The following is a 22,423-nucleotide window of genomic DNA, read 5'->3' as shown; positions in this document are numbered from 1 at the left end:
CTCCGGGAATCACGCGGTGTTACAGCGATACGATATATTTGAGCATCACCCCGGCGGCAATCGCCGAGCCAATCACCCCGGCCACGTTCGGACCCATCGCGTGCATCAGCAGGAAGTTCTGCGCATCCGACTCCAGGCCCACCTTGTTCGACACCCTTGCCGCCATCGGCACCGCCGACACCCCGGCTGAACCAATCAGCGGATTGATTTTGTTCTTACTGAACAGGTTCAGCAGCTTCGCCATCAGCACCCCGGCCGCCGTCCCGATACCGAACGCTACCACCCCCAGCACCAGAATCCCCAGCGTCTGCGGCTGCAGGAACTTGTCCGCCACCAGCTTCGCCCCCACCGACAGCCCGAGGAAAATGGTTACGATATTAATCAGACCGTTCTGCACCGTGTCGCTCAGACGCTCCACCACGCCGCTCTCGCGCATCAGGTTGCCGAAGCAGAACATCCCCAGCAGCGGCGCCGCGTCCGGCAGCAGCAGCGCCACCAGCAGCAACAGCACCGCCGGGAAGAGGATTTTTTCCCGCTTACTCACCGTGCGCAGCTGCACCATGCGGATTTTCCGCTCTTTATCGCTGGTCAGCGCCTTCATAATCGGCGGCTGGATTAACGGCACCAGCGCCATATACGAGTACGCCGCCACCGCGATGGCCCCCAGCAGCTCCGGCGCCAGCTTGCCCGACAGGTAAATCGCCGTCGGGCCGTCCGCGCCGCCGATGATGCCGATGGCCGCCGCCTGCGGCAGGGTGAAGGAAATCAGGCCGAAGTAGTTCAGCGTCAGCGCCCCCAGCACTGTGGCGAAGATACCGAACTGCGCCGCCGCCCCCAGCAGCAGGGTGCGCGGGTTGGCCAGCAGCGGGCCGAAGTCGGTCATCGCCCCCACGCCCATAAAAATCACCAGTGGGGCGATGCCTGAACCGATGGCGACCTTATAGAAAATCGCCAGCACCCCGGACGAGTAGCCCATATCCACGGCGAGGTCTTCCATCTGGTTTTGTACCGACGGCAGCGCCAGCGCTAATGCCTCCTTGATGGCATGCACGTCCGGCAGGCAGTTGAGCTTCGCGGCAATCACCGCCAGCTGCCCGGCGTCGTGATGGGCCAGCAGGCTCTCCAGCGCGGTCAGCGCCAGCCCGGCCTCCGGGATATTCGACAGCAGCCCGCCGAAGCCAATCGGCAGCAGCAGCAGCGGCTCGAACTTCTTCGCAATCGCCAGCCACAGCAGCAGCAGGCTCACCAGCAGCATGATGGCCTGGCCGATGCCGAGGTGCATCAGGCCCATGCCCTGAATCAGGGCGTTCAGACTTTCCATTTCTGTTCCTCTTCCTTACGCCAGCTGCATCAGGGTGTCGCCCACGGCGACCGCGTCCCCGGACTTCACGGCGATACCGCGCACGGTCCCGGCCTGCGCGGCGCGGATTTCGGTTTCCATCTTCATGGCTTCCAGAATCAGCAGCACGTCGCCTTCCGCCACCATCTGGCCCTCTGTGGCAATTACCTTCCAGATGTTGCCCGCCAGCGGCGCGGTGACCGGGGTGCCTGCGCCGGCCGGAGCGGCAGCGGCTGGCGTGGAGGCAGGTGCAACCGCCGTCAACTGGCTGATATCGCCGCCGTCGCTGACTTTGACCACAAAGGCCTTACCTTCCACCTCCACGGTGTAAATACCGGAAGCGGCCGGTTTTTCTGCTTTTGCCACCGGCTGCGCGGTTTCCGCCTGCGGCACCGGCTCAAACGCCGCCGGGTTGTGGCGGTTCTCAAGGAATTTGAGGCCGATTTGCGGGAACAGCGCCACGGTCAGCACGTCGTCGATGGCGTTTTCCGCAAGCTGAATACCCTTCTCCTGCGCCTGGCGCTTCACGTCGGCCTCAAGCTGCGCCAGCTCCGGTTTCAGCAGGTCCGCCGGGCGGCAGGTCACCGGGGCAGCTCCTTCCAGCACGCGGGCCTGCAATGCCGCATTCACCGGTACCGGAGTATGGCCGTATTCGCCTTTCAGAATCCCCGCCGTTTCTTTAGCGATAGTTTTGTAGCGCTCGCCGGTGAGGACGTTAAGCACCGCCTGGGTGCCGACAATCTGCGAGGTCGGGGTGACCAGCGGGATAAAACCGAGGTCCTCGCGCACGCGGGGAATTTCCGCCAGCACCTCATCCAGCCTGTCGGCGGCGTTCTGCTGCTTCAGCTGACCCTCGAGATTAGTGAGCATCCCGCCCGGCACCTGGGCCACCAGAATACGGCTGTCGTAGCCCTTCAGCTGGCCTTCAAAGGCGTGGTACTTCCTGCGCACCTCGCGGAAGTACGCGGCGATGCTCTCCAGCTTCAGGATATCCAGCCCGGTGTCGTACTGTGTCCCGGCGAGGGTGGCGACCAGCGCCTCGGTGGCCGGGTGGCCGTAGGTGGCGCTCATGGAAGAGATGGCGGTGTCGACGCCGTCAACACCCGCTTCGATGGCCTTCAGCAGGGCCATCTCCGCCATCCCGGTGGTGGCGTGGCAGTGCAGGTGCAGGCGCACGTCGTGGCGTTTTTTGATTTCGCTCACCAGCTCAAAGGCCGCCGACGGGGTGAGAATGCCGGACATATCCTTGATGGCGATGGAATCGACGCCGGTTTCCAGCAGCTGTTCGGTCAGGTCCAGCCAGGTCTGCAGGGTGTGCGCCGGGCTGGTGGTGTACGAGAGCGTGCCCTGAGCGTGCGCACCGTGGCTGCGCACGGCTTGTAAAGCCGCCTTCATATTGCGCGGGTCGTTCATGGCGTCGAAGACGCGGAACACGTCCATGCCGTTTTTAACGGCGCGTTCAACGAAGCGCTCCACCACGTCATCGGCGTAGTGGCGGTAGCCGAGCAGGTTCTGGCCGCGCAGCAGCATCTGCAGCGGGGTCTTCGGCATGGCTTTTTTCAGCTCGCGCAGGCGGACCCACGGGTCTTCGCCGAGAAAGCGGATGCAGGCGTCATAGGTGGCGCCGCCCCAGCATTCGAGGGAGCCGTAGCCCACGTCGTCGAGCTGAGCGGCAATCGGCAGCATATCGTCAAGGCGCAGGCGGGTGGCGAAAAGGGACTGGTGGGCGTCGCGCAGGACGACATCGGTAATGGCAACGGTCATGGAATGCTCCGTGAATTAAGGGTTAAGGCGGCGATGGTGGTGGATAGCGGCGGCAATCACCGGCTTTAAGCGGGCGAAGTCGTCAGCGGGCGCGGCGGCAACGGGAGCCGCTTTGGGCGCCGGGGCCGGTTCAGGGAAGAAGCGGTTGACGGCGACGGACATGCCCTGGATGGCGAAAATCAGCAGGAACAGAAACGCCAGCACGAATCCCATGCCGAGGAACATCAGGGTGAAGCCTTCTTTTAGTAGCAGTGCATTATCAGTCATTGTATTTTCCTGAATGCGCAGCAGCGTCGCGTCAGAGGGATAACAGTCGTTGGCATTTTGGATTTCCCTTCACCCTCGCAGGTGATGACCATTGCCCACTCTTCTGCCAGTGCTGCTGCGCAGATACAGAATTAAAGAGTTATTTGGAAAAGGGTTTTATTCGCTTTTTCCGTGTACTGACCCAACTGGTCGAAGTTCAGATAGCGGTAGGTATCCGCCGCCGTCTTATCCACCTGCGCAACGTAGGTCTGGTACTCTTCCGGCGTCGGCAGCTTACCGATAAGCGCCGCGACTGCCGCCAGCTCCGCAGAAGCCAGGAAGACGTTCGCACCGGTACCTAAACGGTTCGGGAAGTTACGGGTTGAAGTCGAGACGACCGTCGCACCGTCGGCTACACGCGCCTGGTTACCCATGCACAGCGAACAGCCCGGGATTTCAATGCGCGCACCGCTCTTACCAAACACGCTGTAGTAGCCTTCTTCGGTCAGCTGCGCGGCGTCCATACGGGTTGGCGGGGCCACCCACAGGCGGGTTGGCAGCTGGCCTTTGTGGCTGTCCAGCAGCTTACCGGCGGCACGGAAGTGGCCGATGTTGGTCATGCAGGAACCGATAAACACTTCGTCGATCTTCTCGCCCTGCACATCGGACAGCAGACGCGCGTCGTCCGGATCGTTCGGCGCACACAGGATTGGCTCTTTGATATCCGCCAGATCGATGTCGATCACCGCTGCATACTCTGCATCCGCATCACCTTCCAGCAATTGCGGATCCGCCAGCCATTTCTCCATGCCCTGCACGCGACGTTCCAGCGTACGGCGATCGCCGTACCCTTCCGCGATCATCCACTTCAGCAGCACGATGTTCGAAGTCAGGTACTCAACGATCGGCTCTTTGTTCAGTTTGATGGTACAGCCAGCAGCAGAACGCTCAGCGGAAGCATCGGTCAGTTCAAACGCCTGTTCGACTTTCAGATCCGGCAGACCTTCAATTTCCAGGATGCGGCCGGAGAAGATGTTTTTCTTACCTTTCTTCTCAACGGTCAGCAGGCCCTGTTTGATTGCATACAGCGGGATCGCGTGCACCAGATCGCGCAGGGTGATACCTGGCTGTATCTTGCCTTTGAAACGAACTAAAACGGATTCCGGCATATCCAGCGGCATCACGCCGGTCGCCGCAGCAAACGCCACCAGGCCAGAGCCCGCCGGGAAGGAAATGCCAATCGGGAAACGGGTATGGGAATCACCGCCGGTACCCACGGTATCCGGCAGCAGCATACGGTTCAGCCAGGAGTGGATAACGCCGTCACCCGGACGCAGCGACACACCGCCACGGTTCATGATGAAGTCTGGCAGCGTGTGGTGCGTGGTCACGTCAACCGGCTTCGGATACGCCGCCGTGTGGCAGAAGGACTGCATCACCAGGTCAGACGAGAAGCCCAGGCACGCCAGGTCTTTCAGTTCATCACGGGTCATTGGACCGGTGGTGTCCTGAGAACCGACGGAGGTCATCTTCGGCTCGCAGTAAGCACCCGGACGGATACCGGCCACGCCGCAGGCGCGACCCACCATTTTCTGCGCCAGAGAGTAGCCACGATTGCTTTCCGCCACATCTTTCGCCTGACGGAAAACGTCGCTGTGCGGCAGACCCAGCGCTTCACGCGCTTTGGTCGTCAGACCACGACCGATAATCAGCGGAATACGGCCACCGGCGCGCACTTCGTCAACCAGCACGTCGGTTTTCAGCTCAAAGTTAGCCAGCAGTTCGTTGGTTTCGTGGTTACGCACTTCACCTTTGAACGGATAAACGTCAATCACGTCACCCATGTTCAGTTTGTTGACGTCCACTTCAATCGGCAGCGCGCCCGCATCTTCCATAGTGTTGAAGAAGATAGGGGCAATTTTACCACCGAGGCAAAGACCGCCGCCGCGCTTGTTCGGCACGTTCGGGATATCGTCGCCCATAAACCACAGCACCGAGTTGGTGGCCGATTTGCGGGAAGAACCGGTCCCCACCACGTCGCCAACGTAGGCCAGAGGAAAACCTTTCTGCTGCAACGCTTCGATCTGTTTGATCGGGCCAACGCTGCCCGGCTGATCCGGGTCAATGCCTTCACGGGCGTTTTTCAGCATCGCCAGAGCGTGCAGCGGGATATCCGGGCGGGACCAGGCATCAGGGGCCGGAGACAGGTCATCGGTGTTGGTTTCGCCGGTGACTTTAAAAACGGTGACGGTGATTTTTTCAGCCAGCTGCGGACGGTTCAGGAACCACTCGGCGTCTGCCCAGGATTGCATGACCTGCTGTGCATATTCATTGCCCGCTTTGGCTTTCTCTTCCACGTCGTAGAAGTTATCGAACATCAGCAGGGTATGGGAAAGCGCTTTCGCGGCAATCGGCGCCAGTTTTGCGTCGTCCAGCGCATCAATCAGCGGATGAATGTTGTAACCGCCCTGCATGGTGCCCAGCAGTTCGATGGCTTTTTCAGGGGTAACCAGCGGGGAAGTCGCTTCGCCTTTGGCGATTGCGGCAAGGAATCCGGCTTTAACATAGGCGGCTTCGTCGACGCCCGGCGGTACACGGTTAATTAACAGATCTAACAGGAATTCTTCTTCGCCAGCAGGCGGATTCTTCAGCAGCTCAACCAGGCCGGCCATTTGGGTTGCATCTAAGGGTTTTGCAACAATCCCTTCGGCGGCACGCTCAGCTACGTGCTTACGGTATTCTTCCAGCACAGTGATAATCCTTATTCTTGAGTAAAATGAGATAAAAACCAGGTCAGGATGAGTAAATCAGCGCTGCCGCCTGGGCTGAGGTTGCGGGAAATACAGAGGTCATCGAGCTGCTGCAACAGGGAGAGGTTCTCGGGCGAGCGGATCCCGCCGACGTTGAGCAACTGCTGCGCCTGACGCTGTATCCACTTCAGCCCCTTGCTCCCGCCGCGCGATGCAACGCAGGTATCGTCGTTGCGCGACATAATGAGCAGCAGGGTATTGAGCAGCGCCAGCTCCTCGCTTAGCCCTTCGCGGCGCAACTGACGATAGCGGGGCAGGGCGTGATCGATAACCTGCGGGTATCCTGCCTGTGCCTCACCGCGTGCGCCGGTTAAGCCGAGGGTGATAAACAGCCGCTGTCCGGCGGTCAGCGGCGTCAGACCGCGAAGCTCCACCAGCTCGCGTTCAACGATGCCGTGGCAAAATTTGGCAACGGTTGCCGCCAGCGCGTTGGGGGTGAGCGGTTGTCCCGTTGTTTCGTGACGACCCAGCGCGGCGCAGAACAGTCCGAGCGTAAAGATGGCGCCTTTATGGGTGTTGACGCCTCCCGTGGCGCGCAGCATTGCCGTTTCACAACGTAATCCGATGGGCTTCAGGCGAGCCAGAACGCCGTCGGTATCGAGCGCTGCGCTGGCAATCCCCTCGTCGACAAACTGAGGGAGAATATGGGTGATAGCGTTGGCGCTACGCAGAAAATCAGGCAGCGCCATATCCTGATGAGCGCCGGTATTTCTGCCGTCAACCAGGCCGGGTTTAGGCGTCAGCCGGGCTTCCGTTTGCATAGCCCGGCAGGCGAGCCTGGCGTAATAGCGGCTGAGGTAAGCCTGCGGCAGCTTTTCCTGACGCGCGACGGGCGCGTCCCAGGATTCGAGAGGCATCGTTTGCATCATTAATCGCGGACCTGATAAACGACATCGATCACCGAGCCGTCCCGATAGCGCACGATAGCGATAGGTTTATCAGTAAAGGCGATCGGCTGTGGTTGATCCGTCAGCTGGCGCGCGCGGTCGCAGAGCCATTCCACGGTAACGGTTTTTAACCCGGCGGCCTGGAGACGCTGTGCCAGCTCTGGTCGTGCCGGGTTGACCGCCACGCCGTGGTCGGTCACCAGCACATCCACGCTGGAGCCGGGGGTGATGCGGGTTAGCACCTTATCGACCACGGTCGGAATGCGTCCACGCACTAGCGGGGCGACGATAATTGACAGCGCCGAGCCGACCGCCGTGTCGCAGTGTCCGCCGGATGCTCCGCGCAGTACGCCGTCCGAGCCGGTCAGCACGTTGACGTTAAAGCCGGTATCGATTTCCAGCGCGCTCAGTACCACTACGTCCAGCTTGTTAACCGATGCGCCTTTGGAGCTGAAGTTAGCGTATTCGTTGGCGCTGATTTCGATATGGTTTGGATTACGCGCCAGCGAGCGGGCGGCGACGCTGTCAAACCCCTGCACGTCAAGCAGGCGACGGATGTAGCCCTCTTCGTGCAGGCCAACGATGGTGGCGGTAATGCCGCCCAGCGCAAAATCCGCACGGATATTTTTGCGGCGCATTTTCTCGCCGAGGAAGCGAGTCACCGCCAGCGCCGCGCCGCCGGTACCGGTTTGCAGCGAGAAACCTTCGCGGAAATAACCTGAAGCCTCAATGACCTGCGCGGCGTTCTGTGCAATTTGTAGCTCGCGGGGGTTGGAGGTCATGCGGGTCGCATCGGCACCAATTTTTTCCGCATCGCCAACGCATTCCACCTGAACCACCAGATCGACCTGATCCTGCCTGATGCTGGCCGGGTGGTGCGGGTAGGGCAGGATATCTTCCGTCAGCAGTACCACCTGGTCTGCGTGCTGTGCATCGACCATTGCGTAGCCCAGCGAACCACAGGTGGCGCTACCGGTATAGCCGTTGGCATTGCCCATATCATCGCAGGCCGGGACGCCGAGGAAGGCGACATCAATGTTCAGCTCGCCGCTTTTGACCAGGTGGGCGCGACCGCCGTGGGAGTGAATTTGCACCGGGTTCGCCATCAGCCCACGGGAAATCTCTTCCGCCAGCGGGCCGCGCAGCCCGGAGGTGTAAATCCGGCTAACTACCCCGCTGCGGATATGGCCGATCAGCGGCGCATGGCAGGCGCTCAGGGAGCTGGAGGCTAAAGTGAGATTTTTAAAACCCATTGCCGCCAACTGGTCCATCACCAGATTCAGCGTCAAGTCGCCGCCGCGAAAGGCGTGATGGAAAGAGATGGTCATACCGTCGCGCAGCCCGCTGCGGCGCACGGCCTCTTCCAGTGAAGTGCAGGTTTTAGCCCGGCGCTGCTGGCGCTGGGTTTGCTTGTCGGTGTCGGCAAATGGTGTTAGTTCACCGATGATCTGGGATAAGTCTTGAGTATGATTCATGGCGGTTTTACTCCTCACGGACGCCGGAAAGTTCAGCGCGGGACAGCACCAGGTGGGCGCGAGCGATAATCGGACTGTCGATCATCTTGCCGTTGAGAGAGACGACGCCCAGGCCTTCGCGTTCTGCGGCTTCTGCGGCTTCAACCACGCGCCGTGCGTGATCGACATCTTTTTGCGTCGGGGCGTAGAGGTTATGCAGTAGGGTGATTTGTCGCGGGTTGACCAGCGATTTGCCGTCGAAGCCGAGCTGTTTGATGTGCGCGGCTTCGTGCAGGAAGCCCTCTTCGTTGTTGGCGTCGCTGTAGACGGTATCGAATGCCTGAATGCCCGCCGCCCGCGCCGCCTGCAGGATGGTGCAGCGGGCAAACAGCAGCTCGATGCCGTCAGCGGAGCGTTCGGTACGGATATCGCGCACGTAATCTTCCGCGCCCAGCGCGATGCCGATTAAACGCGGCGAAGCCAGGGCAATGGCCGGAGCTTGCAGAATGCCTTTTGCCGATTCAATCGCCGCCAGCATGCCGGTGCTGCCGGGTTTGCGTCCGCATTCCTGTTCGATGCGAGCAATCTCTTTTTCCATCGCAATAACATCATCTGCGGTGTCGGTTTTCGGCAGACGGACGATATCGACCCCGGCGCGCACTACGGCCTCCAGGTCATCGATACCCCACTGTGAATCCAGGGCGTTAACGCGAACAATGGTCTCGATATCGCGGTACAACGGGTGCTGCAACGCGTGGTAGACCAGGCGGCGGGCGGCGTCCTTTTCGCGAACGGCCACGGCGTCTTCCAGGTCGAACATCAGCGCATCGGCCGGGTAAATAAAGGCGTTGCTCAGCATGGCGGCGTTAGCACCAGGGACGAACAACATGCTGCGACGCAGGCGGTTTTTACGTTCTGGCGTCATTATTTTTCCCCCCAACACTGCGTCAGCGCGCCCGCGCGCATCAGCGCAGTTTCCAGCCGTGCGCGCAGCACACAGTCCAGCGCGCCTTTGTCATCAACGATCACGGCGACACCGTGGATTGCGTGTTGTTGCAGTACCGCATCCAGGGTGGCGCGAATGGCATCGCCAAACTGCTTCTGGACCGAGCTGGATATTTCAATTTCCGGCGGTTGCTCCGAGGTCAACGGTTCGATGCGGATCATCACATCGCTGGACTCCAGAGTCCCGGCAACGGCGGGGACTATCTGTTTCATAATGCTCCTGTGGGGGTCTTGGTCGTGTTCGCCAGGGCTGTGTTCTGCTGGCGTTTCAGATAACGTAGGGTGGTGTCAGGTACCAGCGGGGCGACCTCAGCTAAACGATTTTGCTGTAGCAGGCGGCGAACCCGGGATGCGGAAACGGGCGTGCCTTGCCATTGCAGCCGCGAAATCTCAACGAGTTCGACCGGTGCGAAGGGGTGCTCTGGCGTGCTTAACCAATGGCGCATGTCCTGGTTATAGCGCGCGGTGATTGGGCAGAAAGGTTCGTTCCCGACGATGCGGTGCGTGATACCCAATACCGGGGCGATATATTGGCGAAAAAGCGTGATATCGATTTGCGTGTAGCAGCGTTCAACCAGCGCCTGCTCTTTCAGGAAGTAGGCCGGAAAAGTGGCGCGCGAAATCATATATTGCGAGCCGGGATGCACCGTCAGTTTCGCGATACCCTGCGTCGCGTCACGCACCAGCGCGAGGCGGTCGGCGAACGGAAACTGGGCGGCATCTTCGTTGACCAGAAACAGATGTAGCCAGTCAAAATGCGTCGCGGCATAGCGAATAAGATGCAGATGCCCGTTGGTAAAGGGATTGGCGTTTATCACGATGGCGGCAATACGCTTGCCGGGCTTACGCCATTGCGCCAGTTGTTGTAAATAACGTGTCAGGTGCGAGCCGCTATTTTCCATTAACACCATGCAGTCAGGAATAGAAACCAACGTGGTGAAACCGCAATGACGAAATAGATGCTCGTTATGGTTGCTGGTATAAACGAATAATGTGCTATTGCCGCCCTCTACGGCGATATTAATCAGTTCGGTGACCAGTTTGAGCAATACGCCCTGGCCGCGGAGCTGCGGGGAAATAGCGACGCATTTAATTATTTCGCCATCTACCCCGCCGCAGGCGACGATATTTCCCTGCTGGCGAAGTACCACGAAATCGGCAACATGAGGGTCGATATCCAGATTATTAGCCTGAAGAAAATGAGCGATCTCGGCTATTTTTGCCGTGTTCTTGTTGGTCACTCTGCTTATAATCGTGGTGGTATCCATTATCGACCCTCCTCTCTCTTAATTAAAAAATATCATCATGATGGCGACGCTTAATAGTGCGAAGAACACGCACATTGGTACCGCCTTAAACAGCAGGGTAGGGAACAATTCATTACGTTCTTTATCTTCAGAACAGGAGCCGAGAAGCAGGCTACCGCCGGAAGAGAATGGTGATATTGCCGTTGCCTGCGCGCCAATGACCGTGGCGGTAAATAGCACCATGGCGTTAATACCGGTGGAGGCCGCAATTGACGGAATAATTGGGAATAGGGCCGGACAGACGACGCCGAGGGTACTGCTGAAGAATGACATCATGCCGCCGATAATTGCCAACGCGAAGGGAACAACGGTCGCAGGCAGGCTTGAGCCTACCCAGCTCGCCAGCATATCGATGGTCCCGGCTTTGATGGCGATCTGAATCAGCATCCCGACGCCGCAGATCATGATCAGCGTATTCCACGGCACCAGGGCAATGGCTTTTTTCTCATCGCCAAGCTTGAGGAATAGAGAGATCACGGCAAACACAATCGAGACCAGGCCGACATCCACTCTGGCATTGATAAATTTGATGTTTGCGGAATCCGGCATGATGAGGTGCATCACCGGGAACGCCAGAACCACCAGCAGCATGGCAAAGATAAGCAGCAGGTTTAGTTTCTGTTTGCTATCGAACGCGTCCGGCTTTTCAACCTGCAATGAGCCGGTAATGCCTTGATTTCCGCGGTTGGTCAGGAAGATTAATAGTAAAATAACGACTATCGGTAAGAGGAAGGAAACTAGGAAAATAGATGACGCGTAAATAAAGGAGTTTGCGCTGTAGCCCGCGTTATCGATAAGCCCACGGAATACGACACCGCTGGCGCTGGTCATAAAATTCGCCCCGCCCAGAGCGCCATAGTTGACGGCGACGGCAGCGACCAGCTTATTCATCCCCGTTTTGCGGCACAGCAGCAGCGTTAACGGTGCGAAGAAAGCGAGAACGGTGAAGAAACCCGCACCCAGGCTGGCGACAAAAGTCGCGGCAAAGTAAATGACCAATGGCAAAAATTTAGGAAAGTGGCGGCATAAGTAGAGTAAATGCATGGCCAGCTTTTCTAACGTACCGTTAATTAACGCGAAGTTATAAAAAAGTGAAACGGCAAAAATAACAAAGAAAATACTGATCGGCCATGTTTTGATAACTTCCCCGGCCTTCATATCCAGCAGGAAACAACCTATAAGGTACGCGAATACAATTGCGAATAAACCGGTGTTTATTTTTGTGCGGTAACCTAACGCAATAGAGATCACAATAGAGAGTATTACTATCATGCTGATGTTCATGATAAGTCCTTTTACCGTGTTATCGGAAATGGGGCAGCAACCGAAAATAACGGCTTTGATATCGGTTTTTATTCATATATTTTGTGAATGGGACTTCAACCCTTGCCAAAATATATATTATTGTAATGATATATGCTGTATTGTTTTTAGGTTAATACTCACCCATTAATGAGTTCTATAACGCTTTGACAAAAAATATTATCGCGTTGAGTATTTGTTAATTCCCAGTTATATATTTCATCTATTGCTTTCGTATAGCTCATGCTGTCTTCGTAGCGCGTATGCGGCCAATCACTACCCCACATTAATCGCTCAGGACCAAAGTGTTTTAATAGTAGTGGAACTAGCATCTTCGTATTATCTGTCGGCTTTTCTTTACTACCATTTCGATAGCTGGCGGAGATTTTTATCCATATTTTACCGGTTTCTGCATGATTGAGAAGATAGATGAAACCTGGGTCTTTCTCTTTTTCAGCAGGCAGACCAAAGTGGTCGATCACAATTTTTACATCGGCGGCGAGTAGTATGCCAAGTAGAGGGACTAAATCCGCTACCGGACGATGAAGTTCAATATGCCAGCCAAGCGCTTTTATATTGCGCAGATGCTGCTGCCAGACCGATGTTGTTAAGTCTGGAAGATCTTGGCCAATGAGATTCAAACGTACGCCGATAATGCCCTGCTGTTTAAGCGCTTCCATGGTATCAAATGGCGTATTAGGGTCGATAACCGCAACGCCGTAAAAACGGTCTGGCGACTGGCGAATTGCGTCCAGCATATAGCTATTATCGGTACCCAGAAAACTGGGCTGGATCAGAATCGCTTTATCGATATGGTGCTTATCCAGTTGCGCAAGGTATTGCGCTGGTGCTGCATCGTACTCCGGTACATAGCGGCAATGCTCTGCCAGCGGTAAGCCGGTGGTAAAAACATGAGCATGAGTATCAAAATGCATCTAAATTTTATCCTTTTTCAGTGAGATAACGATAAAATGACTGTTGCTGGCTCTGTAGAGAGCCTGAATGTCCACCTTTGAGTTGTGTAGTTGACTATACAACTTTTAGTTGACTATACAACCTGGCAAATAGAGATACTTCTACATGGCTCACGTTTTACCGATCTATGTGCAGATCCAGGAACAACTTCGCAGCGGCATTAAGCGGGGGGATTATCCACCTGGTCATAAGCTGCCGTCCGAGAATGAACTGGCCCAACAATTTTCCACCACTCGCGCCACCGTGGTTCATGCGATGCACGGTTTACTAAGCGAAGGGCTTATTGAGCGCGTGCGCGGCAAAGGAACGTTCGTCAAAACCGCGCCGATTGTGACGCGCGTCAGAAAGCAAGAACTTGGCTTTTTCGAGAAAGATTTGCAGGAAAGTAATCTTTCTATTCAGTACCAGGTTTTCTTCTTTGGCGAAGTCCCGTCAACACCTGCTTTACTGGCAAATTTACGGCTTAATGCCGGTGCGAAAATATACCGTCTGGTTCGTTTACGCCTTATCGACGGGAAGCCGCTGGCGGTCGAAATTCGCTATCTTGATGCCGAAATAGCGGCCAATATTGCCGTCGCCTCGCTGGAAACGCTGGCGTTACAGACGCTATTTGAGCAACAGCTGGGTATTATTATTCATACCATTCATAACCAGGTTCGCGTCGCGCTGCCGGGGCAAGAAGTGGCAAAATTTCTGGATATTAAACGCAGCCGGCCGGTGATGGTGCGTCAACATACTTGCCTGGCAGGCGATGACAAACTGATCCTGTGGGGCGAAACCTGGTATCGTGAAGAATATGAATTCCAGTACAGCACCTATCGGGATAAATAGAGATTAAACAACCACCTCTGTTATCTGACATGTAGGGCAGGGTGCCATAATTAAGTTATTAAAAGTGGATTTGAAAAATCACTTCAGCGGCTTTCTGCGCATAGCTATCAAGACGATCGAGTTGCCGATAAGGAACGAGCCATGCCATCATCAGCTTTACGTTTTGCGATTAACTTAGGCAATGCTTTGCTCGCTGAACAGTTAACCGACGGATCGTTACAGGGACTCACAGTCGATCTGGCGCGAAAAATTGCGCACTCTTGCCAGCAGCCGGAGCTGCTGAAACCTTACCCCGCAGCAAAACATATCGTTGACGATGCTTCGAATAATCAATGGGATATTGCTTTTCTGGCGGTGGATCCGGCACGTGAAAATGAGCTGAGTTTTACCTCACCCTATCTTACTATCGACTGTACCGTTCTGGTGCGTCGCGATAGCGAGGTCCATTCGGTTCATGAGATGGACCGTGAAGGCGTGACGATTAACGTCGGAAGGGGTTCTGCCTATTCATTGCCGCTCATTCGGACATTAAAACACGCCCGCCTTTGCGAATATCCCACCACTCAGCAGGCGCTCAGCGCTTTTCTGGCCGGTAAGGGGGATATGGTGGCGAATATTCGCCAGCTGCTGGAAGCCGCCGCCCTGGGGCAAGATAGCGTTCGAGTGCTGCCTGACAACTATAGCCAGATTCAGCAGGCCATCTGCGTGCCGCGCGCGGTTCCGCACTATTATGAGCGGATGGAGGCGTTGGTGAGACAGTGGCAGCAGGACGGGACGCTGGCGGCGCTGGTTGCCCGCCATATTTATGTCTGACCTTTCCATTAATCGGGAAGAAGCCACGCCGATGCATCAGGCCCGGTACATTTCCCGGAGGCGGCGCTTGACGCGCCTGTCCGGGCTACCAGTCCGCAGACGGTGGTTAACCTCGCTTCCCACCGTACTGGGCAAACCATGCCAGCATTCGCTGCCAGCCGTCTTTTGCTGACTCTTCATGATAGCTGGCTCGGTAGTCAGCATTAAAGGCGTGGTCGGCCTGCGGATAGACTACGATTTCCGCCGTCGCGTTGGCGGCTCGTAGAGCCTGACGCATGGTTTCAACCGTATCCTGCGGGATGCTGTCATCTTTCGCGCCGTAAAGTCCTAAAACCGGGGCGTTCAGATCAACGGCAATGTCCACCGGATGTTTCGGTGAGTTTAATGTTTTCTCACCGACCAGCTTGCCGTACCAGGCAACGGCGGCTTTTAGCTGCGGGTTATGTGCGGCGTACAGCCAGGTGATGCGACCGCCCCAGCAGAAACCGGTAATAAGCAGACGATGGGCATCGCCACCGTGGCGGGAAGCCCAGCTGGCGACGTGATCGAGGTCAGCCAGTACCTGAGAATCCGGCACCTTTTTGACCAACCCCTGAAATAAAGAAGGAATATCGTTGTAATCATTGGGATCGCCCTGGCGGAAGTACAGCTCTGGTGCGATAGCCAGATACCCTTCCTGCGCCAGACGGCGGCAAATATCGCGGATATGTTCATGCACGCCGAAAATTTCCTGTACAACGATGACGACCGGTAGCGGACCGTCGACGTTGCCCGGACGGGCATGGAAGGCTGGCATGTTATCCCCCTGAGAAGGGATTGATGTCTCCCCGGAGATGATATTTTCATCTGACGTGTGAACGGCAGTAGAGGCGTGCGGCGTGGCTGCAGGTGCAAAACCGGTTTGCTTAATTGTCGTCATGGTATTCTCCGTACCCTTAATTTATTAGCGCATTAATAACTATAGTTGCTCTGGACAGGACGTTAACAAAACACAGTGCCTGAAACAGGCTATCTTTTGTTCAGTACTCTCCAGATTAACTTATTAATGTGACTTTCATCACTATTCGATGGCAATCTATTGCAATGAATTTCATCCGTGGTGATTGGTGTCACAAAATAGTCTCAGCAGCTTCTGTAAAGTACCGTTTTGCTTCTGCTGATAATTCGACCCACAGAGGAGTTTTTTTATGTCTAAGTCTGATGTTTTTCATCTCGGCCTCACCAAGAACGATTTACAAGGGGCTACGCTGGCTATCGTCCCTGGCGATCCGGAGCGTGTGGAAAAGATCGCCGTGCTGATGGATAAGCCGGTCAAACTGGCATCTCATCGCGAATTTACCACCTGGCGTGCTGAACTGGATGGTAAAGCAGTGATTGTCTGCTCTACCGGTATCGGCGGCCCATCTACCTCTATTGCTGTGGAAGAACTGGCCCAATTGGGTATCCGTACCTTCCTGCGTATTGGCACCACCGGCGCTATTCAGCCGCACATTAATGTGGGCGACGTTCTGGTGACCACAGCTTCCGTTCGCCTCGACGGTGCAAGTCTGCACTTCGCGCCAATGGAATTCCCGGCGGTAGCCGATTTCGAATGTACTACCGCGCTGGTTGAAGCAGCGAAATCCATCGGTGCGACCACTCATGTCGGCGTCACTGCCTCTTCCGACACCTTCTATCCGGGCCAGGAGCGTTACGACACCTTCTCTGGCCGCGTGGTGAGTCGCTTTAAAGGTTCGATGGAAGAGTGGCAGTCGATGGGTGTGATGAACTATGAAATGGAATCCGCCACATTGCTGACCATGTGCGCCAGCCAGGGCCTGCGTGCCGGGATGGTTGCCGGTGTTATCGTCAACCGTACCCAGCAGGAAATTCCAAACGCGGAAACCATGAAGCAAACCGAAAGCCATGCGGTGAAAATCGTCGTGGAAGCGGCGCGCCGCCTGCTGTAATAAAAAAGCCCCGGCAATCTTTGCCGGGGCTTCAGTTTTACCCCGGGTTAGTATCCGGGGATTCCATCATACCTGCGTCTGTAAATTCTTACGAAATGCCCAAAGCCCCCGAACGACCGGAGTCAGTAACGTTATCGTTGCGAGAGTAAGTAATGCCAGCGTTATTGGACGAGTGTAGAGAAAATCCCAGCTTCCGGCAGAAAGGGACAACGCGCGACGAAGATTGCTTTCCGCCATGGGGCCCATAATCAGCGCCAGAACGACCGGAGACGCTGGATATCCCCCTCTTTGCATAAAGTAGCCCACTACGCCAGCGATCAGCATAATCCCGACATCGAACAGGCTGTTATTCAGCGCATAGGTACCGACTACGCAAAGCGCGAGGATTAGCGGCGTCAGAATATGGGTTGGTATTTTGACCACATTGCTGACCACCTTCAGGGACAGAAGACCCAAAATCAGTAGCATGAAGTAGCAAAAGATCATGCCGATAAACAGCGTGTACACCATATCGCCGTGCTCAGTGAACATCAGCGGCCCCGGCTGCATACCTTGTAACGTTAGCGCACCAAGCATAATGGCGGTAACCGCATCCCCCGGAATCCCAAGCGTCAGCATCGGCAGCAGCGCGCCGCCGGTACAGCCGTTAGCACCTGCTTCACAGGAGGAGACGGCTGTAATTTCACCTTTGCCGAAGTTTTCCGGCGTTTTGCTAAAGCGCTTGGTTTCGTTGTAGGCAACGAAAGCGGCAATATCGGCTCCGGCTCCAGGGATCATGCCAATGAAAATGCCCAATCCGGCAGAGTGGAGAATCGTCACCAGCAGTCGCCGTATAACCTTCCAGGGAAGCAGCAGGCTGCCGATAACCACTTTTGCGCCATGGCGAACCGCATCGTCTTTTTCCAGCGTCTTAAACGCTTCGGAGGCGGCAAACAGGCCAATCATCACAGGAATAAAGGGCACATTCATCAGTTCGACAAAACCGCCGGTAAAGCGAGGAAAACCGCCCATAGGATCGAGGCCGATGGTCGCAATAAGCAAACCGCCGATGCCGGAGATTAGCCCCTTAATTAGCGACTTACCGGATATGCTGGCGATAATGCTCAGGCCAAATATGGCCAGGGCGAAGGACTCGGAGGCGCTGAATTTTAATGCCCATCCGGCGAGAATCGGGGCCAGAAACATCAGTACGACAATACTCAATATGCCGCCAGCGAAGGAAGAGAACGTCGCTGCGCTTAGCGCCATCCCGGCTTTCCCTTGTCGGGTGAGTTCGTAGCCGTCGATTGCCGTTGCCGCTGCTGCCGGGGTTCCGGGGATTTTTAACAATATCGCAGTAATTGACCCACCGTAGACGCCGCCGAAAAAGACCCCGCAAATCATTAATAAACCTGATACGGGATCCATACCGTAAGTGAAGGGGAGCAATATCGCGACGCCCATGGTGGCGGTCAGGCCCGGTAATGCGCCAATCATAATGCCCAGCATCACGCCGAATGAGGCTAACACCAACGCCATCGGGTTGGAGAGTAAATGCGTGAAGCCTTGTAATAACAGATCGCTACTAAACATTTCAGGCTCCAGTTATTCGAATAAAGAACCCACAGGCAGCGGTACCTGCAGCGCCATAGAAAAAAGCAGCCACAGAATCAGGGTGATAGCGATGGCGAGCGTCAGCGTCAGCCATAGCCTTCTCAGGTTCATAATTATCATCAGCGCCATTAAGAAAAGCGGCGTTGCAATGAGATAGCCCACGAAGCTTAACAATACGATGTATCCCGCGACGATACCGACTCCTGCCGCAACGCGACCATAGTGGGAGGGCTCGTGGTGAACATCGTCGGCGTGGTTTGTTAGCCAGTCGCTTGCCACTAACAGGACGGCCAGCACTATGAGCGCGCCTGCATAAAACCGGGGAAAGGCGCCAGCGCCAATATCCGTCTCGATCGCCGTAGCCGGGAAATTGTGCGCAGTCACGATGACCGCGCACGCAATCACGCACAGTAAAACTCCCACGCTCATCACGACCGGGGAGAGACGGCGATGCGGTACGGTTAAAGAGGGCGATTCAGCTTTTATCGACATAACCGTACCTGCCCGTTATTTTTTCAGACCGAGTTTGCTCAACAGCTCGGCAAAATAAGCCTGCTGCTCGTTAATCTGCTGCTGGAAAGCAGCACCTTCAAGCCAGGCATAGTTTAGATTTAGTTTATTCAGGGCATCCTGAAAAGCAGGCTCTTCAGCCGTGGCTTTGGCCGCAACAGACAAGGTGTCCACGATATCCTGCGGGGTGTTTTTCGGTACGATCAGGCCACGCCAGGTACCGATGGAGAGATCGATACCTTGCTCTTTTAGCGTGGGAACATCAGGAATGCTCTTCATGCGTTCATCCGTCATGATCGCCAGTATTTTCAGCTTGCCGCCATTAACATGGTTGATGACCTCCCCTGGGCTAACAGCAACCGCTTCAATGTGATGGCCCAGCAGACCAGTTACTGCGGGCGCGGCGCCATCGTAAGGAACGTGGGTAAACTTCACGTCGGCTTTGTCTTCCAGAGCCGCCGCGGCCAGGTGCCAGATAGCACCGGTCCCGGAGTTGCCGATACGCACTTTACCGGGGTTTTCTTTGGCCCACTTAAGGAATTCATCAATGGTATTCCACGGCGCATCGGCGCTGACGGTGATAGCCGCCGGGTCAGCGTTCAGACGAGCGATGGGTTTAAAACTGTCGGTTTTGAAACTGACCATTCCAAGGCTGGGGAGGGTAGTCAGCTCGACGGTACCAAGTCCGATTTTATAGCCGTTAGGCCGGGCTGTAGCGATTTCGGTAAAGCCGATAGCGCCGCTGCCGCCGGGCTTGTTAATGACTCCGATGCTAACGGGCAAATGTGCTTTTGCGGCGTCGGCGAAGGCACGGGCGACCAGGTCGGTACCGCCACCGGCGGAATAAGGCACAACAAGATCGATTTGTTTGGTGGGATATTTAGCCGCTTGCGCAGGTAATGCGCTTAGCAGCGTTCCGGCAACGAGAACTGCAGAGAGATATTGTAATGGCCTGGTAAGATGTCTAATCATAGTAATCCCTTATTATTGTTTATACTCGTCGTCTTTCAAGCTGCGGGTGCGTTGGTTGCGTTCGTTCACCCGAATCACTTACTGGAGATAGAAATATCGGTACATTTAACGTACGCGTTGTTGCCAGGCTGAGATAAACTCACTGGCGGCCTGACGAACCTCTTTTACGCTATCGCCTGGCTTATAAAGCGCCCCACCCAGACCAAATCCATCCGCGCCTGCGCTGAGGTAATCTTGCATTTTTTCCGGTGTGATGCCGCCAACCGGGAGAAGGGGAATGTGGGGCGGTACGACGGCTCTCCAGGCTTTAATAACCGCGGGCGTTATCTGCTCTGCCGGGAACACTTTGACCGCATCCGCACCGTGTTCTATAGCGGCAAAGGCCTCCGTCAACGTAGCGGCTCCAGGGGTGCAAAGCAGACCTGCATTTTTAGCGGCAGCAATTACCGCGCAGTCGCTATGGGGCATCACAATCAGCTGACCCCCGGCTTGTTTAACCCGCTCAACCTGCCGGAAGGTCATCACCGTTCCGGCACCAATTACGCAATCTTCCGGCAAGGTTTGGCGTAACAGTTGAATGCTGTCATAGGGCGTAGGGGAGTTGAGTGGAACTTCAATAAGACGAAAACCTTCTTCATACAGCACGAAGCCAGCCTCTTTCGCTTCTGCGGTTTTGATTCCGCGCAGAATGGCGATAAGTCCATGTTCTTTAATGCAATTATTCAAATCCATCTGTGTCTCTCCGTTATGCGTCGTGGATAAGCCTGGCGCGTAAAGCGATTTGCCACAGGCCAGCCACGGTGGCCTGTGCGATAAACTGAATTGGGCGATCCGCTATCGTCTGACGGAAGGCGCGCTGATAGCGTTCACACAGGGGTGGGTTGCCGGTGAGCACGATCGGTGTGTTCAGGCGTCGTTCCTCATCGGCCAGTAGAGTCTGGCGCAAGCCAGCAAGCTCATGGCCGATAACCAGTCCGGAAAGATAGTCAGACTGCTGTCGGCTTGAGATTTGTCCGGCCAGCAGTTTGGTACGCGTCGAGAAGAGTGTGGAAAGCAGCCCCGCTTCTTTTTGGCGGATAGCCGTCGCGACACCATCATCGAATACCTGCCAGTCTGTTTCCTGCGAGGGCTGCATTGTGGCGCCAAGAATGGAGTGGTTTTTCAGGACATCGAAGAGTTCGCCGGTCATAAATGTGCGAAACTCCAGCACGCTGTTTTGCTGAGCCAGCGCCCATTTGGAATGCGTCCCCGGCATGCCGATGATCATTTCGCCGCTATTATCACTCTGGCTGCACAGGATGCCGAAAACTTGCGTTTCTTCACCGCGCATCACTTCCGGATCGTCGCCATATACTGCCAGGCCCGGAATGATTGACAGGCGTATTGAAGGCGATATCTCCAGTGAGCATAGCTGCCCGGCAAAATCCGCCAGGCTGGTGGGGCAGGGTAAATAAGCGGCTTCTTTCCAGCCCTGGGCGCTGCCGACCATCCCACAGGCAATAACGTCCCGGCAGCCGGTTGTCTGTAGCCAGTCGCCGCAGGCCGCTAGAAAGGCCTCATGGAACGCTGCCAGTCTCCCTCCTTTATTGGCGGGTAACTTCATGATGCCGTAGGGAAGATCTCTGGACTCAAGCTGCTGGCCGTTATCGCCAAGGCGCCAGGCGCGCAGTGAGGTGGTTCCCCAGTCCAGTGCTAATAAACGTGTGTGGTTATCCATGGTGATTGTTCTTACCTCCTTGTTGTTGACTGCGGTGTAAAAATGGCGAATCGGCTAGCCTGACCAACCAAGCTCCGCCGAAATATGGCCCGCGTAGGAGCGTACAAGCGGAATCAGGGCATCCATTCGATCCCGTGACATATAGGTTGCGGTGCTGGCGACCGAGATTGCGGCGATAAGCTGGTTTCGGGCATCGAATATGGGGGCCGCTACGCAGCGAATGGTCGGTTCGTTTTCTTCCAGGTCGAACGCATAGCCTCCCTGGGAGTAACGCTGCATACACGTCAGAAAACGCTGCAGATAGTGTTCGGTGCTCTGGCGCAGGAAGAGAGCCCGCAGATCATCCTGAGAATCATTTATCAACAAGGCTTTGCCGATTCCGGTTAATGCCAGCGGCATCCGGTGGCCCGGACGGGAACGCATTTCCAGTCCCCGCTGGCTGTTAATTTTCTCCAGATACAGCACTTCATCACCTTCACGTACGCCCAGGTGGACCGTGTCTTTAGTGGTATCGGCGAGTTTTTGTAACCATGGACGTGCCAGCGCCGGTAGAGAGATGGTATCCAGAGCTCGTGCGCCCAGTTCAATCAGCCGCGGGCCGAGATCGTAGCCAACATTTGCGGCATAGCGCAGATAGCGCTGTTCCACGAGTGCGGTAGCCAGACGATGCGCCGTGCTTTTTGGTGTAGCGGTGAATTCGCTAATGGATTTTAAGTCTCTGTGCCCCGTTGCCACGGCATCAATCACTGCTAATCCACGAAGCAGCGTTTGCGCTCCTGCGATGTGCTGCATCTCTTTTAGCATCCATTAAGCCCTCTTATTTTGTGGTTACTCTGCCTTACCCCAATAGTAATAATGGTGATTTACCGCACAAATTCCCTATTTATAAGATGCCATCCCGATATGTGGGATTTTTTGTTGAATGTTTGCGTAGCCCCTCGCAGGAAAA

21 protein-coding genes are annotated in these 22,423 nt (G+C 55.8%); 3 read left to right on the top strand and 18 right to left on the bottom strand.

The genetic code is table 11. The features are described 5' to 3' along the window. Window positions 1–19: 19 nt before the first annotated feature. The 11 genes from DA718_RS28165 to DA718_RS28115 form a co-directional block, all read right to left on the bottom strand. Window positions 20–1,321, bottom strand: a complete 1,302-nt coding sequence (locus tag DA718_RS28165) for an oxaloacetate decarboxylase subunit beta (protein ID WP_130624414.1) — start codon at window positions 1,319–1,321, stop codon at window positions 20–22. Window positions 1,322–1,336: 15 nt separating this feature from the next. Next, window positions 1,337–3,103, bottom strand: a complete 1,767-nt coding sequence (oadA, locus tag DA718_RS28160) for a sodium-extruding oxaloacetate decarboxylase subunit alpha (protein WP_112217433.1) — start codon at window positions 3,101–3,103, stop codon at window positions 1,337–1,339. Between the two features lie 15 nt (window positions 3,104–3,118). Continuing rightward, entirely contained in the window at window positions 3,119–3,370 is a 252-nt protein-coding gene (locus DA718_RS28155; protein ID WP_130624413.1) for an oxaloacetate decarboxylase subunit gamma, read from the bottom strand. 131 nt (window positions 3,371–3,501) lie between these two features. Continuing rightward, window positions 3,502–6,099: a bifunctional aconitate hydratase 2/2-methylisocitrate dehydratase gene (gene acnB / locus DA718_RS28150; protein WP_130624412.1), complete on the bottom strand. Its 2,598-nt coding sequence runs from the start codon at window positions 6,097–6,099 to the stop codon at window positions 3,502–3,504. Window positions 6,100–6,110: 11 nt separating this feature from the next. Further along, window positions 6,111–7,028 carry a triphosphoribosyl-dephospho-CoA synthase CitG gene (gene citG, locus DA718_RS28145; RefSeq protein WP_227015971.1) on the bottom strand — a complete coding sequence of 306 codons (918 nt, stop codon included), beginning with the start codon at window positions 7,026–7,028 and terminating at the stop codon, window positions 6,111–6,113. Continuing rightward, window positions 7,028–8,521: a citrate lyase subunit alpha gene (gene citF / locus DA718_RS28140; protein WP_112217085.1), complete on the bottom strand. Its 1,494-nt coding sequence runs from the start codon at window positions 8,519–8,521 to the stop codon at window positions 7,028–7,030. Before citF ends, citG begins: the two co-directional genes overlap by 1 nt. Before the next feature lie 7 nt (window positions 8,522–8,528). Continuing rightward, a complete protein-coding gene (gene citE, locus DA718_RS28135; protein ID WP_112217086.1) occupies window positions 8,529–9,425 on the bottom strand; it encodes a citrate (pro-3S)-lyase subunit beta in 897 nt (298 codons plus the stop codon). Continuing rightward, a complete protein-coding gene (citD, locus tag DA718_RS28130) occupies window positions 9,425–9,718 on the bottom strand; it encodes a citrate lyase acyl carrier protein (RefSeq protein WP_112217087.1) in 294 nt (97 codons plus the stop codon). The genes citE and citD overlap by 1 nt, the downstream gene beginning before the upstream one ends. Then, on the bottom strand, window positions 9,715–10,773 hold the full coding sequence (gene citC, locus DA718_RS28125; RefSeq protein WP_112217088.1) for a [citrate (pro-3S)-lyase] ligase: 1,059 nt from the start codon (window positions 10,771–10,773) through the stop codon (window positions 9,715–9,717). Before citC ends, citD begins: the two co-directional genes overlap by 4 nt. Before the next feature lie 18 nt (window positions 10,774–10,791). Continuing rightward, window positions 10,792–12,096: an SLC13 family permease gene (locus DA718_RS28120; RefSeq protein ID WP_112217089.1), complete on the bottom strand. Its 1,305-nt coding sequence runs from the start codon at window positions 12,094–12,096 to the stop codon at window positions 10,792–10,794. A gap of 158 nt (window positions 12,097–12,254) precedes the next feature. Then, window positions 12,255–13,049, bottom strand: a complete 795-nt coding sequence (locus tag DA718_RS28115) for an amidohydrolase family protein (RefSeq protein ID WP_112217090.1) — start codon at window positions 13,047–13,049, stop codon at window positions 12,255–12,257. A gap of 145 nt (window positions 13,050–13,194) precedes the next feature. On the opposite strand from DA718_RS28115, the gene DA718_RS28110 reads away from it, so the two are divergent. Both DA718_RS28110 and DA718_RS28105 read left to right on the top strand, forming a co-directional pair. Further along, a complete protein-coding gene (locus DA718_RS28110; RefSeq protein ID WP_112217091.1) occupies window positions 13,195–13,920 on the top strand; it encodes a GntR family transcriptional regulator in 726 nt (241 codons plus the stop codon). A gap of 141 nt (window positions 13,921–14,061) precedes the next feature. Beyond that, window positions 14,062–14,733 (top strand): transporter substrate-binding domain-containing protein, encoded by a 672-nt coding sequence (locus tag DA718_RS28105; RefSeq protein WP_112217092.1) that lies wholly within the window; start codon window positions 14,062–14,064, stop codon window positions 14,731–14,733. A gap of 106 nt (window positions 14,734–14,839) precedes the next feature. Here the strand turns inward: DA718_RS28105 and DA718_RS28100 are convergent, their stop codons facing one another. Then, window positions 14,840–15,652, bottom strand: a complete 813-nt coding sequence (locus DA718_RS28100; RefSeq protein ID WP_112217093.1) for a dienelactone hydrolase family protein — start codon at window positions 15,650–15,652, stop codon at window positions 14,840–14,842. Window positions 15,653–15,920: 268 nt separating this feature from the next. On the opposite strand from DA718_RS28100, the gene udp reads away from it, so the two are divergent. Then, on the top strand, window positions 15,921–16,682 hold the full coding sequence (gene udp / locus DA718_RS28095) for a uridine phosphorylase (protein WP_112217094.1): 762 nt from the start codon (window positions 15,921–15,923) through the stop codon (window positions 16,680–16,682). Between the two features lie 66 nt (window positions 16,683–16,748). Here udp and DA718_RS28090 read toward each other — a convergent pair whose 3' ends face one another. The 6 genes from DA718_RS28090 to DA718_RS28065 form a co-directional block, all read right to left on the bottom strand. Next, entirely contained in the window at window positions 16,749–18,254 is a 1,506-nt protein-coding gene (locus DA718_RS28090; protein ID WP_112217095.1) for a tripartite tricarboxylate transporter permease, read from the bottom strand. Window positions 18,255–18,266: 12 nt separating this feature from the next. Next, a complete protein-coding gene (locus DA718_RS28085; protein ID WP_227015970.1) occupies window positions 18,267–18,767 on the bottom strand; it encodes a tripartite tricarboxylate transporter TctB family protein in 501 nt (166 codons plus the stop codon). A 15-nt stretch (window positions 18,768–18,782) separates the two neighbouring features. Next, window positions 18,783–19,757: a Bug family tripartite tricarboxylate transporter substrate binding protein gene (locus DA718_RS28080; RefSeq protein ID WP_112217096.1), complete on the bottom strand. Its 975-nt coding sequence runs from the start codon at window positions 19,755–19,757 to the stop codon at window positions 18,783–18,785. A gap of 105 nt (window positions 19,758–19,862) precedes the next feature. Beyond that, window positions 19,863–20,489, bottom strand: coding sequence for a 2-dehydro-3-deoxy-6-phosphogalactonate aldolase (locus DA718_RS28075; RefSeq protein ID WP_110277494.1), 627 nt, complete (start codon window positions 20,487–20,489; stop codon window positions 19,863–19,865). Window positions 20,490–20,502: 13 nt separating this feature from the next. Next, a complete protein-coding gene (locus tag DA718_RS28070) occupies window positions 20,503–21,474 on the bottom strand; it encodes a 2-dehydro-3-deoxygalactonokinase (RefSeq protein WP_112217097.1) in 972 nt (323 codons plus the stop codon). A gap of 54 nt (window positions 21,475–21,528) precedes the next feature. Beyond that, window positions 21,529–22,278 (bottom strand): IclR family transcriptional regulator, encoded by a 750-nt coding sequence (locus DA718_RS28065; RefSeq protein WP_112217098.1) that lies wholly within the window; start codon window positions 22,276–22,278, stop codon window positions 21,529–21,531. Window positions 22,279–22,423: the final 145 nt, after the last annotated feature.

Source organism: Klebsiella huaxiensis, assembly GCF_003261575.2.
In the GTDB taxonomy this organism is placed as follows: domain Bacteria; phylum Pseudomonadota; class Gammaproteobacteria; order Enterobacterales; family Enterobacteriaceae; genus Klebsiella; species Klebsiella huaxiensis.
This window is presented reverse-complemented; position numbering and strand designations above follow the sequence as displayed.